Here is a 14860-nt window from a genome sequence, read left to right on the forward strand (position 1 = left end):
GTCCCGGGCCGCTACGCGGCCGCCATCCGCGGCATCTCCCCCTCCGTCGTCCCCATGTCGATCACGGAGAACGCCGCCCCTTGCGGGTCGTGGAGCGCGGCGAAGCGGCCGAACGGGGTGCTCATCGGACCGAACTTCAGCTCGCCGCCGCCCTTCGTCGCCTTCTCCACGGCGGCGTCGCAGTCCGCGACGGCGAAGTAGATATTGACGAACGGCGGTACCTCGGGCGGGAATTCCTCCGTCATCGCCATCCGTCCCAGGACGGCGTCGCCACCCAGATCGAAGACCTTGAAGTCGATCCCGGGGTCCTCCATGCGCTGGACGCGGTACGGGAAGACGGCGGGGAAGAAGGCGTCCGCCTTCCCCGGCTCCCGGGTGAACACCTCGGCCCAGCAGAAGGATCCGGTCTCGCCCCTCTTCTCGAAGCCCTCGTGGGTGCCCGCCTGCCAGACTCCGAAGGCCACTCCGCCGGGGTCCTTCGCGAGGACCATCGAGCCGAAGTCACCGACCTGCATCGGCCCCATCACCACCTCGCCGCCGTTGTCACCGATCTTCTTGGCGGTGGCGGCGGCGTCCGGCGAGGCGAGGTAGAGGCACCAGGCCGACACGGGGTCGGGCTGGCCCGGCATCGGCGGCACCACCGCGGCCACCGCTTTGCCGTCCGAGTACGCCTGTGTGTAATTGCCGAACTCCGCCGAGCTCTCGGAGAAAGTCCAGCCGAGCAGATCGCCGTAGAAGCTTTTCGCGCCTTCCACATCCGTGAACATCGCGTCGGCCCAGCACGGCGTGCCTTCCGATAGCGCGGCCATGGTCCCGACTCCCTCCGTAACAGGTCGAACAGTCCCTTTTTCCACGCTAGTGAGTCGGCCGGGGGTGCGCACGGCAGGAGGGCGGCGGCGCCGCTTTCCCGCCACCTTTGCCACCCCCTTTCTCGCCACGCATTCCGCCGCCCGACCGCCGGGCTCCTCCGCCGCCCCCGCCCCTGCCCCCTTGCCCGGCCCTCACCTCTCCCTCGGCTCCCCCTCCCTCCCGCTGCTTTCCCCCTGTTTCACCGGTGAAGCGCCGATTGCGGGGTATGGACCGCGCCCGGGCGAGTAGGCGGCACTGTTCCGCGTGCTGCTGAATTGTCTTCTATTCACTGCGTTCGTACGCGAATAAAGACGCCTACAGTGACCGGTATCCGTGCCACCTCCCATGTTTATCGCGGCAGTTGGGCCGGAGGAGTTCCCAGACGGCGGCCCGGTACGGCACGATGACGGCATGGCCACGGCTCCGCCGCATGTCGGCGCGCTGCGAGCCCGCCTTTCCGCGGCGGGCCCCTGGTGGCTTTCCCTGTGGGGGCTGCTGCTCCTCGCGCTGTTCTACAGCCACGGGATGATGACGGAAGGCACATCGGCCCACCCGGTGCACCCGGCGTTGACGCAGATGTCCGCCGCCGCGCATTCCGCCGGCGGCCACGGCGGTGGCCTCTCCACGAATCTCTCCACGAACCCCGCGCCGAGCGCCGCGCGGCCCCCCGCGACAGACCTCACGCCGGACGCCACGACGGACGCCACGACAGGCTTCACGACGGGCTTCACGACGGCCTCCGTTTCGGGTTCCGCTCCGGGTTCCGCATCCGGCCCCGGACCGGCTCCCGCGTCCGGCGCGCCCGACCTCGCGGCCGGGCCCCTGCCCGGCCACGCGCCCGCCGGGCAGGGGGCCTCGCCCGCCCCGCACAACGGCCATGACGTCTCCCACGCCGCCCAGGACTGCCTGTCCGGCGCCGTGAAGGACGCCACGGACCTGCCCGCCGCCCTGTGCGCGGCGCCCGACCGGGCCGCGCCGCCCTCGTACGTCCCCGGCTGGGCCGTCGTGCGACTGACCGCGCACGCGGCCGGCCCCCTGCCGCCGTCGGCCCCGCCGACGCTGCGGATCTAGGCCGCGGTCCCCCCACCCGTACGAACACGGGCCGCACCCACCGCACGACAGCACCTTCCCGCCCGCCGTCGGGCCCGTACACCGTGCCGTCCGCACACACACCCGGAGCCCTCCGGGTGCGCCGGTACGCCCGTACGCGCCCGTGGCCGCCCGCGCGCCCGCACACCGCTCCTCCGCGGGCCGCTCCCGCACGCGCGACCACCCCGTACTCCCGCGCCCCCGCCCCTCCGGCGGGCCGGCGCGGGAGCTCCCCCACCCCGAGAGGGATCTCCCCATGCCTCCCATGCCTCCCCTGCCCCCCGCGTCCTCCGCGCCTTCCCCCGGTCCCGGCCGCACCGGCCTGTCCGGGCTGGTCGGCGACACCCCCGTCCTGCGGATCTCCGAGCCCCTGTGCCCTCCCGGGCGCGGCTTCTGGGCGAAGCTCGAAGGCTTCAACCCCGGTGGCATCAAGGACCGGCCGGGGCTGCACATGGTCGAGCGGGCCCGCGCCCGCGGCGACCTGCTGCCCGGCGGCATGGTCATCGAGTCCACCAGCGGCACGCTCGGGCTCGGTCTGGCGCTGGCCGGGATGGTGCACGGGCACCCCGTCACCCTGGTCACCGACCCCGGCCTGGAGCCGTCCATGATCCGGCTGCTCACCGCCTACGGGGCGCGGGTCGACATCGTCCGCGAGCCGCACCCGGCCGGCGGCTGGCAGCAGGCGCGCCGCGACCGCGTGGCGGCGCTGCGCGACGCGCACCCCGGGGCCTGGGTCCCGGACCAGTACAACAACCCGGACAACGTCGCCGCCTACACCCCGCTCGCCCTCGAACTGGCCGGGCAGCTCCGGCACATCGACGTCCTCGTGTGCAGCGTGGGCACGGGCGGGCACTCCGCGGGCGTCTCCCGCGTGCTGCGGCAGCTCCACCCCGGACTCCGGCTGGTCGGCGTGGACACCATCGGCTCCACGATCTTCGGCCAGCCCGCCCGCACCCGGCTGATGCGTGGCCTCGGGTCGAGCATCTACCCGCGCAACGTCGCCTACGACAGCTTCGACGAGGTGCACTGGGTCGCCCCGGCCGAGGCCGTCTGGACCTGCCGTCGGCTGGCCGCCTCGCACTACGCCAGCGGCGGCTGGAGCGTCGGCGCCGTCGCGCTGGTCGCCGCGTGGCTGGCCCGCACGCTGCCCCGGGACACCCGGATCGCCGCGATCTTCCCCGACGGGCCGCAGCGCTATCTGACGACGGTGTTCGACGACGACTACTGCGCCGCGCACGGCCTGTGCGAGGGCCCGCCGGCCGCCGAACCCGAGGTCGTGGGACGGCCGGACGAGAAGGAGGTCACCCGCTGGACCCGCTGCGCGCGGGTCGTCGACCCGATGGGCGCGCGGCGGACGGCCGGGCCCGCGGATGGACGGTCGGACGTGACGGCGGACGCACAGACGGACGCCCAGACGGACATGCAGGTGGGCGTACGGGCGGAAGCGCAGGTGGGCGTACGGGCGGACGTACGGACAGGCGCGCAGGCGGACGTACGGGCAGATCTACGGGCGGACCCGCGGGCGAAGGCGACCCCGGCCCCCGCCCAGGAGCCCGCCCCCGCCCTCATCCCCGCACCCGCACCCGCACCCACGCTCGTCCCCGCCCCCACCACCGAGGGCGGCCCGCGGTGAGGCCCGGCCCCGGCCCGCTGGCCCAGGCCCGCTCCTTCGGCACCGTCACCCAGCTCCTGATGGTGAATCAGTTCACCATCAACCTCGGCTTCTACATGCTCATGCCCTACCTCGCCCAGCACCTCTCGGGAAGCCTGGGCATGGCCGCGTGGACCGTCGGACTGGTCCTCGGCGTACGGAACTTCAGCCAGCAGGGCATGTTCTTCGTCGGCGGCACCCTCGCCGACCGGTTCGGCTACAAACCCCTGATCGTCTCGGGGCTGGTGCTGCGCGTCGCCGGTTTCGCCGTCCTCGGGCTCGTCGACACCCTGCCCGCGCTGCTGGCCGCCTCGGCGGCCACCGGTCTCGCGGGGGCGCTGTTCAACCCGGCCGTACGGGCGTACCTGGCGCAGGACGCCGGTGAGCGGCGCGTGGAGGCGTTCGCGCTGTTCAACGTCTTCTACCAGGCGGGGATCCTGCTCGGCCCCCTCATCGGCGTCCTCCTCACCGGGGTGAGCTTCCGGCTGACCTGCCTGGTCGCCGCGGCCGTCTTCGCCGTCCTGTCGGCCGTACAGCTGCGCGCCCTGCCCGCGAGCGGCTCCCCGGCGGCCGCGCCCGGCGAGTCCGTGGCCTCGGTGCTGTCGCAGTGGCGCACGGTGGTCGCCAACCGGCCCTTCCTGCTGTTCTCCCTCGCGATGATCGGCTCGTACGCCCTGTCGTTCCAGGTCTATCTGGCGCTCCCGCTGGAGGTCCGGCGGGTGGCGGGCGACGAGGGCACCGGCACGGTCGGGGTGGGGCTGCTGTTCGCCGCCTCCGGGCTGGCCACGGTCGTGGGGCAGACGCGGCTGACGGCCTGGTGCCGGCGGCGGCTGGGGGCCGGGCCGTCGCTCGTCGCCGGGCTGGCGGCGCTCGGGGCGGCATTCCTGCCGCCGCTGGCCGCGACGGCGGCCCCGGTGCCGGACGGCGGGCCCGCGCTCTGGGCGCTGGCCGTCCTGCCGCCGCTGGCCTCCGCGCTCCTGCTGGCGCTGGGCACGATGCTCGCGTACCCCTTCGAGATGGACACGATCGTCGCGCTGGCCGGGAACCGCTACGTGGCCACCCACTACGGCCTCTACAACACCATCTGCGGCATCGGCATCACCCTCGGCAATCTCCTCACGGGCGCCGCCCTGGACGCCGCGCGCTCCGCGGGGGCGCCCGCCCTGCCGTGGGTCGCGCTCACGGCCGTGGGCGGCGGCTGCGCCGTGGCCGTCCTCGCCCTGCACCGCGGGGGCAGGCTCGGCGGCCCGCCCGCGGCGCGGACCGCGGCGGCGGGAGGTGTCAGCCGGCCGGGGTGACCGGGGTGAACTGCCCGTTGCCGACGACCTGAAGGAGCGCCAGCCGGTCCGCGGTGTCCGAGCCCGGCGGCGGGGTGAGGAGGACGAGCCGGTGGTCGCCCTCGGGGGCCAGCAGCACCTGGCAGTCGAGGTCGACCGGGCCGATCACGGGGTGGAGCACCCGCATCCGGCTGTGCCGGCGCACCGCGACCTCGTGCCGGTCCCACAGCCCGGCGAACTCCTCGCTGGCCGCGCGCAGCCGCTCCACCAGGCGTACGGCGGCCGGGTCGGCGCCCCGGCGGGTCACGGCGGCCCGCAGGTCGGCGGTGTGCACCCGGCTGTAGTGCGCGTGCTCCTCGGCGGGGTACGCGTCGCGGGCCGCGGGGTCGGCGAACCACCGCCAGACCACGTTCCGGCCGTGCTCGGAGACCGTGCACACCCCGCCGAGGAGCGAGCGGGCCAGGGCGTTCTGCGCGAGGACGTCCCCGAGGTCGCTCAGCACCTGGGCGGGGGTGGTGGGCAGCTGGTCGAGGAGGTGCAGCAGCCCGGGGGCGACGTGGTCGCCCGCCACGCGCCCGGCGGGCGGCCGGTGCCCCGCGAGCAGGTGGAGGTGGTCGCGCTCGTCGCCCGTCAGCCGCAGGGCGCGGGCGAGCGCGGCGAGCATCTGCGGCGAGGGCTGCGGGCCGCGGGCCTGTTCCAGGCGGATGTAGTAGTCGGCCGACATGCCGGCCAGCTGGGCCACCTCCTCGCGCCGCAGGCCGGGCGTGCGGCGCCGGGGTCCCGCGGGCAGGCCCGCGTCCTGGGGGCGTATCCGGTCGCGGGACCGGCGCAGGAAGTCGGCGAGGGCACGGCGGTCGATCGTCATGACGATCATCCTCGCCGACGCCGCCGCCGCGAACCAGGGACCGGCGGTCCCAGGGTCGGCGGGGCTCTCCCGGTGCGGTGCGCGCGGCGGCAGAGTGGTGATCGCCGGGAGGGCCGCCCCTCCGGCGGACCGGCCCCGGACGCCCCGAGCGTTCGGAGCACCCGGAACGCCCGGAACGCCCGGAGCACCAGGAACGCTCCGGGTGCCTCGAACGCCCCGGATCCCCCGGACGCCCTCGCCCGAATGCCTCGAAGGAGAACCGCCATGCCCGTCGTCCCCGTCGCCGACGCCCTCGTCCACTACGACCGCTTCGACTCCACCGCCCCCGGCGCGGACTCCCGCCCCGCCCTGGTGCTCGTCCACGGCACCGGGTCCGTCGGCGCCGCACTGACCTGGGGGCAGACCGTCCCCCGGTTCGCCGACCGCACCGTCCTCACCCCCGACCTCTCCGGCACCGAGCGCACCGTGGACGGAGGCGGGCGGCTGACCACCGAGGGGCTCGCCGCCCAGGTGATCGCCGTCATCGAGGACGCCGGCACCGGCCCCGTGGACCTGCTGGGCTTCTCGATGGGCGCGCCCGTCTCCGCCACGGTCGCCGCGCTCCGCCCCGACCTCGTACGGCGCCTGATCCTGGTGGCCGGCTGGGCCCGCACCGAAGCGGACGAGTACACCCGCAACCACTTCACGCTCTGGCAGCGCCTGGGCGCCGTCGACCCCGAGGGCTTCGGCCGGATCGTGGCCATGACCGGGTTCAGCCGCGGCTACCTCAACACCATCGGCCGCGAGGGCTTCGAGCAGCTGGTCCCGAACATGCCGCCGACCCCGGGCACCCTCCGCCACGTCGACCTCGACCTCCGCGTCGACATCCGCGCGATGCTGCCGCGCGTCGAGGCCGAGACCCTGGTCATCGGCTGCACTCAGGACGCCACCGTCCCGGTGGAGCTCAGCCGCGCCCTGCACGCCGAGCTCGCGCGGACCACCACGGCGTCGTACGCGGAGATCGACGCCGGGCACGTGGTGTTCTTCGAGAAGGCGGACGAGTTCGTGCGGCGGGTCAGCGACTTCACGGCGGCGGCGTGACCGCGCGACGCGGGTCCGTGCCACGAAGCAGGGCCGTGCCACGACGCCGGGCCATTTCACGGCACCGGACCGTGTCCGGACGCCGGTCCGTGTCCGGACGTGCCCGGTAGACTCGCGGGGTGGAGAGCGAGAAGTGGCAGCAGAAGCAGGTCGCCCTGCGCGTGCTGGTCTACGTCTTCGTCACCCACCTCTTCGCGGGCTTCATCTGGCTACTGTTCTACCTCGGCGGCCACGCCGACAAGTGAGCCGGACAGCGCCTCCCCGGGCACGGCCGTCACCGCCGCCCGGTGCGCGCTCGGGCTCGTACCGCGCACGCGCTTGAAGGCGGCGCTGAACCCGAAGGCGTCCGCGTACCCCACCCGCCGGGCCACGCCCGCGATCGTCGCGCCCGGCTCGGCCAGCAGGTCCGCCGCCAGCGCCATCCGCCAGTCCGTGAGGTACGCCAGCGGGGGCTCGGCCAGCAGGTCGTTGAAGCGCTTGGCGAACGTGGAGCGGGAGACCCCCGCCTCCGCGGCCAGCGAGGCGAGCGTCCAGGGCCGGCCCGGCTCGTCGTGCATGGCCCGCAGCGCGGGGCCCACGGCGTCGTCGCCGAGCGCCCGGTACCAGGCGGGCCGCGCGGCCTCGGGGCGGTCGAACCAGTCCCGCAGGGTGCACACCAGCAGCCAGTCCAGGAGCCGGTCCACCACGATCTGCCGCCCCGGGCGGACGGCGGCCAACTGGCCCTCCAGATACGCGCGCATCCCCGAGCAGTCGCCGTCGTCCGGCACGACGACGACCGGCGGCAGCACCCGCAGCAGCCTGCGCGGGACCTCGCCCCGGACCCGGTACGCGCCCGCCATCAGGACCGTACGGCCGTCCGCGGCCCCGTCCCCGCGCTCGCGGCCGCCGGGCTCGCCGCAGCGGATGTCCCGCGTCAGCTCCGGCCGGGCGGCCGACGCCGGGTCGTCGGTGAACACGAACGGCTCGGGACCGCGCACGATCGCCCCGTCCCCCACCCGGATCCGGCGCGGCTCCCCGCCGCCGCCCGGGACGATCCACCCCTCGCCGCGCAGCGGCACGCACAGCGTCAGATAGGCGTCGCCGGTGAAGCGCAGCGCCCACGGCGGGGACAGCACCGAGCCGCCGAACAGGGCGCCGTTGGCGCGCACGCCTCGCAACAGATCGTCGAACGGGTCCATGGCGTCACGATATGCGGCCCGGTGGAAGGCCGTTCCTCCGTACGGACGCACATGGCCGCCGGACGGACGTCCATGGTCCGCCGCCCCCGCACGGGGTTGGCTGGAGCACATGACGACGACGAGGAACACAGCGGAAGAGAACGGCGCCACCGGACCGGTCCTGGTGCTCGGCGCGACCGGGAAGACGGGCCGCCGCCTGGTGCGCCGGCTGCGCGCGGACGGTGTGCCCGTACGGGCCGCGTCCCGCTCCGGCGAGGTGCGCTTCGACTGGGCGGAACCGGCCACCTGGGCGGGGGCCTTGGCGGGTGCGAAGGCGGCCTACGTCATCGCGTCCGACGAGCATCCGGACGCCGTGGCCCCCTTCACCGAGCGGGCCGTGGCCGCGGGCGTCGGCCGCTTCGTGGTCCTGTCCGGGCGCGGCATCGACCTCGTGGGGCCGGACTTCGGGCAGGGCATGGTCGCCGCGGAGCGCGCCGTGCGCGGGTCCGGAGCCCGGTGGTCGGTCCTCCGCCCCAACAACTTCGCCCAGAACTTCGACGAGGACCTGTGGCACCGGCCGCTCCGCGACGGCCGGCTGGCCCTGCCCATCGGCGACGTGCACGAGCCCTTCGTCGACGCCGACGACGTCGCGGAGGTCGCGGCGGCCCTGCTGACCCGGGACGGCCACGACGGGCAGGTGTACGAGCTGTCGGGGCCGCGCGGCCTGTCGTTCGGCGAGGCGGTCGAGCGGATCGGGCGTGCCGCGGGCCGCCCGATCACGTACGTGGAACTGACACCGGAGGAGTACGAGGCCGACCTGCGGGCGTCCGGCCGGCCGGAGCCGGCGGTCAAGTCCCTCAGTGCCCTGTTCGCGCTGCACCGCACGGGGGTGACGGCCGCGCCCGTGGACGGGGTGCGGCGGGTGCTGGGGCGGGAGGCGGCGTCGTTCGAGGCGTATGTGGCGCGGGGGGTGGCGGCGGGGGCTTGGTCCTGACGGGACGGTTGCGGCGGGTCGGGGTGCGGCGGGCGGTTGCCGCCGCGCGGGGCCTTGTCCCCTACCCGCCCCTTCCCGAAACCGGAGGCTCCGCCCCCGGGCCCCCTTTCCGCGCTCCGCGCGGTGTCCTCAAACGCCGGACGGGCTGATTTCAGCCCGACGTTCGGGAAGGGGCGGGGACCAGGCCCCACGAAGACGTGCCGCCCCCGCCGCGAAGGGTGATCATCGAGACATGGACACCCTCCACTTCGCGCAGCAGCCCGACGCCGACGCCCTGCTCACCCGGAGCCCCCTCGCCACCCTCACCGGCATGCTCCTCGACCAGCAGATCCCCATGGAGTGGGCCTTCACCGGCCCGTACACCATCGCCACGCGGATGGGCCACGACGACCTGGACGCCCACGAGATCGCCGCGTACGACCCCGAGGCGTTCGCCGCGCTGCTGTCGGAGAAGCCGGCCGTGCACCGCTACCCGGGGTCCATGGCCAAGCGGGTGCAGCAGCTGTGCCAGTACCTCGTGGAGCACTACGGCGGGGACGCGAGCGCGGTGTGGCGGGACGTGGACAGCGGGAAGGAGCTCCTGGGGCGGCTGAAGGCGCTGCCCGGGTTCGGCGAGCAGAAGGCCCGGATCTTCCTGGCGCTGCTGGGCAAGCGGCTGGGAGTGCGGCCGGAGGGCTGGCGGGAGGCGGCGGGGGCGTACGGCGAGGAGGGCTCGTACCGCTCCGTCGCGGACATCACCGGGCCGGAGTCGCTGTCCGCGGTCCGGGCGCACAAGCAGGAGATGAAGCGGGCCGCGAAGGCGGCCAAGGAGGCCGGGGGCGCCGGGAAGTGAGACCCCGGCGCCGGGGTCTCAGCGCACCAGGCGGGTGACCGCGCGCAGCTCCGGCGCCCGCTCGCGCAGCCTGGCCAGGAGGTCCTCGGCCGCCGCGTCCAGGGCCTCGAAGGGCATGGGGTCGAGCCGTTCGAGGAGGAACAGCGCGCGGGTCGTGGTCTCCGTGATCCGGGTGCGGACGCACTGGCGGTGGTTCCAGCGGCGGCACGTCACGCCGAGGTCGTCGCACCAGACGACCTCGCCGGGCTCGGGGTGCTCCACGGCCGGCGCACCGCTCGCGACGGTGTCGAAGCGCTCGTCGCCCACGGCCCGGACCAGGCGCGGGGCGCCCGCGTACGCGTCGAGGTCCTCGCCGCCGACCGGGAGGCGGTGGGCGACGGAGACGGCGTTGTAGGCGTCGACGAGGAGACTGACCTCCGGCAGGCCCGCGGCGGCCCGGCGGGCCAGGGCCTCGGCGCTGTTGCGGGTGCGGCCGGGCTTGGCGCCGAAGGCGGTGTACGCCTGCCGCCAGGCGGCGATGTGCGGCTCGGCGGTCACGTCGAGCCCGGCGGCGCCGTCCGCGGCCTCCTTGAGCAGGCCGCGCGACCAGGCGTCGGTCGGGCCGGCCGGCAGCCCCTCCGCGGCGATCACCAGGACGGCGAAGTCGGGCCGCAGCGCGCGCACGGCCGCGTCGACCCTTACGCTCCCGGCCACCGCGTCGAGATCCATGGTCATGAGGCACCCGCTTTCCGGAACACGTTCATTTCGATTCACCGGCGCGAATCGGTCGGTTCAATGAAATCGACGGTAGCATTGAATGACCGACGCTCGAAGAGAACCCTCCGGGGCGGCCTCGCGCGGCTTCTTTGCGTAGCGTCTTCACGACGCGCTTCACGGTGGCGCGTCTTCATGAGGCGGTGCGTCTTCATGAGTACGAGCGGCAGGGCGGGCGGCAGGGATGAGCGACGACAGCACGACGGACGACCGGAGTCCGGACCGGGCCGGCGACGACCGGTCCGTGATGGAGGCCGTCGCGGCCCGCGCCCGCGCGCTCCGTAAGGAGCGCGGCTGGAGCCTGGACGCCCTGGCCGCCCGGGCGCGCGTCAGCAAGGGCATGCTCGTAGCCCTGGAGAACGGCCGCTCCAACCCCAACCTCGCCACTCTCATCCGGCTCTGCGACGCCTTCGCCGTCCCGCTCACGGACCTGCTCCAGCAGCCCGCGACACCGCTTCTGGCGGCCTCGCCGCCCGAGGAGCAGCCGGTGCTGTGGACCGGCCCGGACGGCGGCACCGGCAGGCTGCTGACCGGCGCCGCGCAGCCCGTGGGCGCCGAGCTGTGGCACTGGCGGCTCGCGCCCGGCGAGGAGCACCACAGCGAGGCCCACCTCGCGGGGACGGTGGAGCTCCTGCACGTGCTGCGCGGAACCCTCACCGTCACGGTCGGCGGGCAGCGGACCGTGCTCCCGGAGGGGCACGGGCTGCGCATGGCGGGCGACCACCCGCACGGCTACGCCAACCGCACCGGCGAGGAGGTCGTCTACACGGGCGTCGTGCTCGTACCCTGATCCCCGCCCCGCGCCCGCCTCAGCGGCGGCGCCCGCGGCTCGTACCGAAGAGCGAACGGGTGATCTCCCGGCCGAGCTGGGTGCCGACCGAGCGGGCGAGGGACTTGAACACACCGCTCCCGACGACCTGTTCGACGAGCGAGGGTTCCGGCCGCTCCGCCTCCGGCCGCTTCGCGGGCTCCTCCGGAGGCGCCCCGGCCGGGGCCGCCGCGGCCGCCGCCGTGAGCTTCTCGTACGCCGATTCGCGGTCCACAGCCTGTGCATAACGTCCGTACAGTCCCGAGGCGCGGACCGCGCCCTCCAGCGCCGCCGCGTCCACCGGCCCCATCAGCGACCTCGGCGCCCGCAGCCGGACCGCCGCGACCGGCGTCGGCGCGCCCTTCTCGCTCAGCACCGTGACCACCGCCTCGCCGGTGCCCAGCCCGGTGAGCACCTCCTCCAGGTCGTAAGGCGAGACCGGGAACGTCGACACCGTCGCCTTGAGCGCCTTCGCGTCGTCCGGCGTGAACGCCCGCAGCGCGTGCTGCACCCGGCTGCCGAGCTGGCCCAGCACGTCGGCGGGCACGTCGCGCGGCGACTGCGTGACGAAGAAGATCCCGACCCCCTTGGAACGGATCAGCCGCACCGTCTGCGTGATCGACTCCAGGAACGCCTTGGACGCGCCCTTGAAGAGCAGGTGCGCCTCGTCGAAGAAGAACACCAGCTTGGGCCGGTCGAGGTCGCCGACCTCCGGCAGGTCGTGGAAGAGGTCGGCGAGCAGCCACATCAGGAACGTCGAGAACAGCTGCGGCTTGTCCTGGACGGCCGGGAGTTCGAGCACGGAGACGATGCCCCGCCCGTCCGGCCCGGTGCGCAGCAGCTCCGCCGTGTCGAACGCGGGCTCGCCGAAGAACGGCCCCGCGCCCTGCTGTTCGAAGGCGGTGAGCGCGCGCAGGATGACGCCCGCGGTCTGCGAGGACAGGCCGCCGATGCCCTTCAGCTCCGGTCTGCCCTCGTCGGACGTCAGGAAGGCGACGACGGCCCGCAGGTCCTTGAGGTCGAACAGCTCCAGGCCCTTGCCGTCCGCGTAGTGGAAGATCAGGCCGAGCGACTGCTCCTGCGTCGGGTTGAGCCCGAGGACCTTGGCCAGGAGCACGGGCCCGAAGTCGGTGACCGTCGCGCGCAGCGGTACGCCCGTACCGATGCCGCCGAGCGCGTAGAACTCCGCCGGGAAACCGGCCGGCGACCAGTCCTGTCCCACCTCGGCGGCGCGCTGCCGGACCTTGTCGTTCGCGGCGCCGGGGGCGGAGATCCCGGAGACGTCGCCCTTGATGTCGGCCAGGAAGACGGGAACGCCCTGGTCGGACAGCTGTTCGGCGAGCAGCTGGAGGGTCTTGGTCTTGCCCGTGCCCGTGGCGCCCGCGACGAGGCCGTGGCGGTTGAGCACGGCGAGCGGCACCCGCACCGGCACGTCGGGACGGCACGCCAGGCCCGTGCCGTCCCCCCAGAGCAGGGCGCCCAGATCGAGCGCGGGACCGTCGAACGCGTAGCCCTCGGCGATGCGTGTGACGGAATCGGCGCCGGAAGGGGCCGGGGAAGAAGGGCTGCGGCTCATGCATCACTCCCGGTATGCGGCTGATTGTCACCTTCGCACTCCCGTGCCGTGGCTGCGCTCGGAGCCGGTTGCCCGGTAGGCTTTCCGTGTGATCTTCAAGCGCATCGGAAACGGGCGGCCGTACCCCGACCACGGCCGGGAGAGCACCCGGCAGTGGGCGGACGTCGCCCCCCGCCCGGTGCGGCTCGACCAGTTGGTGACCACCAAGCAGCAGCTCGACCTGGAGACCCTGCTGGCCGAGGACTCGACGTTCTACGGCGATCTGTTCGCCCACGTCGTGAAGTGGCAGGGCGACCTCTATCTGGAGGACGGCCTGCACCGCGCGGTCCGCGCCGCGCTCCAGCAGCGCCAGGTGCTGCACGCCCGCGTGCTCGAACTGGGCTGAGCCGAACGGGCCCCGCACCCTCGAACAGGCTTCCGCCGGAGGGTTTCCGGCCGTTGTTCGGCCTTTCGGGTTGGGGCGCGCGCAACCCATTGATCATCTAGTAGGCAGCGGCCCCACCCCGCACTACGCTGCGCCCATGAGCATGCTCACCCCTCCCGGCATGGGTGGAAAGTACCGCATCACGGGCCGTCGGTTCCCGCACATGCGCCGCCCCAGAAACCGCCGCCGGATCGTGCTCGCCGTGGCCTCCGCGGCCACCGCGCTCGCGCTGGCCGGATGGGGCACGCTCCAGCTGGTCGACGTCTTCTCGGGCGGCAGCGCCGACGGGACGGCGCGGGCGGCGCACGGCAAGGGAACGCAGGGCACCAAGAGCGGCAAGGAAGGCAAGGAAGACTGCAAGGCCGTGCCCAGGGCACTGCCGAAACCCGATGAGATCACCGTCAACGTCTACAACGCCACACCGCGCGGCGGACTCGCCAAGGCCACCGCCGACGAGCTCCGGCAGCGCGGCTTCAAGGTCGGCAAATGGGAGAACGCCCCCGCTCTCTACGACCGCAAGGTCGAGGGCACGGGGCTGCTGCTGGGCGCCCCGGAAGCGGTCGACGGGGCCCTGAAGGTGCTCGGGACGCAGCTCGCCGGGACACAGGTCAAGAACGACCAGCGGACGAACGGCGAGGTCGATCTGATCATCGGCGCGCAGTTCAAGGAGCTCACGCCGCGGCAGGACGCCGACCGGGCGCTCACGGCGCTGGGCGGGCAGCCGAAGCCGATGGTGACCCCGGCGAAGTGCTGAGGCACAGGGCGCGCGGCGCGTGATCCCGTGCGCCCGGCCGCGCACGCGCGTACGGGCCGGCGGTCGGCCGGCCCGTACGCGCTTCGCGCTGTGTCGCCCGTGCGACGGGTGGGTCAGCCCGCGGTGCCGTACATGCGGTCGCCCGCGTCGCCGAGGCCCGGGACGATGTAGCCGTCCTCGTTGAGACGCTCGTCCACGGAGGCGGTGACCACGGTCACCGGCGCGCCCGCGAGCTCGCGCTCCATGATCTCGACGCCCTCGGGGGCGGCCAGCAGGGTGATCGCCGTGACGTCGTCCGCGCCGCGCTCGATCAGCTCGTTGATCGCCGCGACCAGGGTGCCGCCGGTGGCGAGCATCGGGTCCAGGACGTAGACCTGGCGGCCCGAGAGGTCCTCCGGCATGCGCGTCGCGTAGGTCTCCGCCTTGAGGGTCTCCTCGTTGCGGATCATGCCCAGGAAGCCCACCTCGGCGGTCGGCAGCAGCCGGACCATGCCGTCGAGCATGCCGAGGCCGGCGCGCAGGATCGGCACCACCAGGGGGCGGGGGTGGGACAGCTTGACGCCGGTGGTCGCCGTGACCGGGGACTCGATGGCCACCTCCTCGGTGCGCACGTCGCGCGTGGCCTCGTAGGCGAGCAGGGTGACCAGCTCGTCGGCGAGACGCCGGAAGGTGGGGGAGTCGGTGCGCTTGTCGCGCAGGGTGGTGAGCTTGTGCGCCACCAGGGGGTGGTCGACGACGTGGATCCGCATGA

The 14860-nt window shown here is 74.2% G+C and carries 15 protein-coding genes and 1 pseudogene; 10 read left to right on the forward strand and 6 right to left on the reverse strand.

Translation table 11 applies throughout. The features are described 5' to 3' along the window. Positions 1-11 precede the first annotated feature (11 nt). On the reverse strand, positions 12-809 hold the full coding sequence (locus LUZ64_RS27580; protein ID WP_095578460.1) for a VOC family protein: 798 nt from the start codon (positions 807-809) through the stop codon (positions 12-14). Positions 810-1260: 451 nt separating this feature from the next. Here LUZ64_RS27580 and LUZ64_RS27585 point away from each other — a divergent pair, with 451 nt between their 5' ends. The 3 genes and pseudogenes from LUZ64_RS27585 (at position 1261) to LUZ64_RS27595 (ending at position 4887) form a co-directional block, all read left to right on the forward strand. Further along, on the forward strand, positions 1261-1920 hold the full coding sequence (locus LUZ64_RS27585) for a hypothetical protein (RefSeq protein ID WP_095578461.1): 660 nt from the start codon (positions 1261-1263) through the stop codon (positions 1918-1920). Positions 1921-2203: 283 nt separating this feature from the next. Next, positions 2204-3301, forward strand: a pseudogene (locus tag LUZ64_RS27590) (PLP-dependent cysteine synthase family protein); the annotation flags it as partial. Positions 3302-3630: 329 nt separating this feature from the next. Then, positions 3631-4887, forward strand: coding sequence for an MFS transporter (locus tag LUZ64_RS27595; RefSeq protein ID WP_095584647.1), 1257 nt, complete (start codon positions 3631-3633; stop codon positions 4885-4887). Here LUZ64_RS27595 and LUZ64_RS27600 read toward each other — a convergent pair. Beyond that, positions 4871-5740 (reverse strand): helix-turn-helix transcriptional regulator, encoded by an 870-nt coding sequence (locus LUZ64_RS27600; RefSeq protein ID WP_211305171.1) that lies wholly within the window; start codon positions 5738-5740, stop codon positions 4871-4873. The two genes, LUZ64_RS27595 and LUZ64_RS27600, sit on opposite strands and share 17 nt — an antisense overlap. A gap of 255 nt (positions 5741-5995) precedes the next feature. Between LUZ64_RS27600 and LUZ64_RS27605 the strand changes: the two genes are divergently transcribed. Beyond that, positions 5996-6811, forward strand: coding sequence for an alpha/beta fold hydrolase (locus LUZ64_RS27605; protein WP_095584645.1), 816 nt, complete (start codon positions 5996-5998; stop codon positions 6809-6811). A gap of 119 nt (positions 6812-6930) precedes the next feature. Beyond that, positions 6931-7056, forward strand: coding sequence for a DUF6126 family protein (locus LUZ64_RS27610; protein WP_232390383.1), 126 nt, complete (start codon positions 6931-6933; stop codon positions 7054-7056). On the opposite strand, the gene LUZ64_RS27615 is transcribed toward LUZ64_RS27610, so the two are convergent. After that, positions 7021-7989 carry an AraC family transcriptional regulator gene (locus LUZ64_RS27615; protein ID WP_095584644.1) on the reverse strand — a complete coding sequence of 323 codons (969 nt, stop codon included), beginning with the start codon at positions 7987-7989 and terminating at the stop codon, positions 7021-7023. The two genes, LUZ64_RS27610 and LUZ64_RS27615, sit on opposite strands and share 36 nt — an antisense overlap. A 109-nt stretch (positions 7990-8098) precedes the next feature. On the opposite strand from LUZ64_RS27615, the gene LUZ64_RS27620 reads away from it, so the two are divergent. Together LUZ64_RS27620 and LUZ64_RS27625 are read left to right on the forward strand one after the other, a co-directional pair. Beyond that, positions 8099-8962: an NAD(P)H-binding protein gene (locus LUZ64_RS27620; protein ID WP_232390384.1), complete on the forward strand. Its 864-nt coding sequence runs from the start codon at positions 8099-8101 to the stop codon at positions 8960-8962. Positions 8963-9194: 232 nt separating this feature from the next. Next, positions 9195-9794: an HhH-GPD-type base excision DNA repair protein gene (locus LUZ64_RS27625; RefSeq protein ID WP_095582140.1), complete on the forward strand. Its 600-nt coding sequence runs from the start codon at positions 9195-9197 to the stop codon at positions 9792-9794. An 18-nt stretch (positions 9795-9812) separates the two neighbouring features. Here the strand turns inward: LUZ64_RS27625 and LUZ64_RS27630 are convergent, their stop codons facing one another. Continuing rightward, positions 9813-10508 (reverse strand): B3/B4 domain-containing protein, encoded by a 696-nt coding sequence (locus LUZ64_RS27630; RefSeq protein WP_232390385.1) that lies wholly within the window; start codon positions 10506-10508, stop codon positions 9813-9815. Positions 10509-10731: 223 nt separating this feature from the next. Here LUZ64_RS27630 and LUZ64_RS27635 point away from each other — a divergent pair, with 223 nt between their 5' ends. Next, complete coding sequence (locus tag LUZ64_RS27635) at positions 10732-11337, forward strand: helix-turn-helix domain-containing protein (protein WP_095582139.1); 606 nt, start codon at positions 10732-10734, stop codon at positions 11335-11337. Positions 11338-11356: 19 nt separating this feature from the next. On the opposite strand, the gene LUZ64_RS27640 is transcribed toward LUZ64_RS27635, so the two are convergent. After that, positions 11357-12931 (reverse strand): helicase HerA-like domain-containing protein, encoded by a 1575-nt coding sequence (locus tag LUZ64_RS27640; protein ID WP_095582138.1) that lies wholly within the window; start codon positions 12929-12931, stop codon positions 11357-11359. 88 nt (positions 12932-13019) lie between these two features. Between LUZ64_RS27640 and LUZ64_RS27645 the strand changes: the two genes are divergently transcribed. Continuing rightward, positions 13020-13316: a type II toxin-antitoxin system VapB family antitoxin gene (locus tag LUZ64_RS27645; RefSeq protein WP_003986294.1), complete on the forward strand. Its 297-nt coding sequence runs from the start codon at positions 13020-13022 to the stop codon at positions 13314-13316. Positions 13317-13452: 136 nt separating this feature from the next. Next, entirely contained in the window at positions 13453-14109 is a 657-nt protein-coding gene (locus tag LUZ64_RS27650; RefSeq protein ID WP_095582137.1) for a LytR C-terminal domain-containing protein, read from the forward strand. 113 nt (positions 14110-14222) lie between these two features. Here LUZ64_RS27650 and upp read toward each other — a convergent pair whose 3' ends face one another. Continuing rightward, positions 14223-14858 carry a uracil phosphoribosyltransferase gene (gene upp / locus LUZ64_RS27655; RefSeq protein WP_095582136.1) on the reverse strand — a complete coding sequence of 212 codons (636 nt, stop codon included), beginning with the start codon at positions 14856-14858 and terminating at the stop codon, positions 14223-14225. Positions 14859-14860: the final 2 nt, after the last annotated feature.

This window comes from Streptomyces albireticuli (assembly GCF_021228125.1).
In the GTDB taxonomy this organism is placed as follows: Bacteria; Actinomycetota; Actinomycetes; order Streptomycetales; family Streptomycetaceae; genus Streptomyces; species Streptomyces albireticuli.

Excerpts from the sequence above, each read along its gene's own strand:
- LUZ64_RS27580 (WP_095578460.1), bottom strand. The coding sequence starts at position 809 with ATGGCCGCGCTATCGGAAGGCACGCCGTGCTGGGCCGACGCGATGTTC.
- LUZ64_RS27585 (WP_095578461.1), top strand. The coding sequence starts at position 1,261 with ATGGCCACGGCTCCGCCGCATGTCGGCGCGCTGCGAGCCCGCCTTTCC.
- LUZ64_RS27595 (WP_095584647.1), top strand. The coding sequence starts at position 3,631 with ATGGTGAATCAGTTCACCATCAACCTCGGCTTCTACATGCTCATGCCC.
- LUZ64_RS27600 (WP_211305171.1), bottom strand. The coding sequence starts at position 5,740 with ATGATCGTCATGACGATCGACCGCCGTGCCCTCGCCGACTTCCTGCGC.
- LUZ64_RS27605 (WP_095584645.1), top strand. The coding sequence starts at position 5,996 with ATGCCCGTCGTCCCCGTCGCCGACGCCCTCGTCCACTACGACCGCTTC.
- LUZ64_RS27615 (WP_095584644.1), bottom strand. The coding sequence starts at position 7,989 with ATGGACCCGTTCGACGATCTGTTGCGAGGCGTGCGCGCCAACGGCGCC.
- LUZ64_RS27620 (WP_232390384.1), top strand. The coding sequence starts at position 8,099 with ATGACGACGACGAGGAACACAGCGGAAGAGAACGGCGCCACCGGACCG.
- LUZ64_RS27625 (WP_095582140.1), top strand. The coding sequence starts at position 9,195 with ATGGACACCCTCCACTTCGCGCAGCAGCCCGACGCCGACGCCCTGCTC.
- LUZ64_RS27630 (WP_232390385.1), bottom strand. The coding sequence starts at position 10,508 with ATGACCATGGATCTCGACGCGGTGGCCGGGAGCGTAAGGGTCGACGCG.
- LUZ64_RS27635 (WP_095582139.1), top strand. The coding sequence starts at position 10,732 with ATGAGCGACGACAGCACGACGGACGACCGGAGTCCGGACCGGGCCGGC.
- LUZ64_RS27640 (WP_095582138.1), bottom strand. The coding sequence starts at position 12,931 with ATGAGCCGCAGCCCTTCTTCCCCGGCCCCTTCCGGCGCCGATTCCGTC.
- LUZ64_RS27650 (WP_095582137.1), top strand. The coding sequence starts at position 13,453 with ATGAGCATGCTCACCCCTCCCGGCATGGGTGGAAAGTACCGCATCACG.
- upp (WP_095582136.1), bottom strand. The coding sequence starts at position 14,858 with ATGCGGATCCACGTCGTCGACCACCCCCTGGTGGCGCACAAGCTCACC.